A 694-nucleotide genomic window follows, 5' to 3' on the forward strand; every position below is an offset into this window, starting at 1 on the left:
CTCGCCGGGCTCGAACGGGAGAACGGCGACCGGATGTATCTGGTCGAGCAGCGGGCCGCGAAGGCGGTGGAGGAGAGCCGGGAAGCCGGTGACAAGCTGCGCCGGGAGACCGACGAAGCGCTCACGAAGCTGCTCGAACAGAAGCGACGGGCGGAAGCGGCGGGTGGCTGGGTCACCGAGTCGACGGTCGGCGACAAGGCCGAGGACGAGAACGACTTCGGCTTCGAAGAGGACGAGGCGGAAAACGAACGTCGCGCGGGCTACCGTGCCGCGGACGCGCCTCCAGCTGCCCACCCCGCCGCTCCACCACCCCCTCCGCCCCCGTCCCCGCCCGCCGTGCCTCCCGCCCCTGCCGCGGGGCGCGCGGCCGGACGCCACCGCCGCCCGGCCCACTCCGACGACGACGATTTCGCCAACACCGACTGGCTGGCCACCTGACCCACCCCCAGCGCGTTTAGCCCGCTAAACGCACCCTGGCGCCCCCGGCCGCGCGCAGTTAGCGGGCTAAACGCGGCGCTGAGCGTTGCTAAGCAATCGGGCCGCCCCACTGCGCTCCTGGCCGACCGGACCGCGCTGCTCGGCCGACCGGACCGGGGGGGGGGGGGGGCCCCCCCCCCGGGGGGGGGGGGGGGGGGTGGGGGTTTTGTGGTGTTCTGCTTCGCGCTGGGGGGGGGGGGGGTGGTGTGTCTCGTGG

Annotated in this window: 1 protein-coding gene; it reads left to right on the top strand. The window is 74.5% G+C overall.

Annotation, left to right across the window (positions count from 1 at the left end; genetic code table 11):
- Positions 1-438, top strand: a 438-nt coding sequence (locus ACFWY9_RS38235) for a hypothetical protein (RefSeq protein ID WP_378341173.1), incomplete at its 5' end; no start/stop codon positions are given.
- Between the last annotated feature and the right edge of the window lie 256 nt (positions 439-694).

The organism is Amycolatopsis sp. NPDC059027, assembly GCF_042739735.1.
Lineage (GTDB): Bacteria > Actinomycetota > Actinomycetes > Mycobacteriales > Pseudonocardiaceae > Amycolatopsis.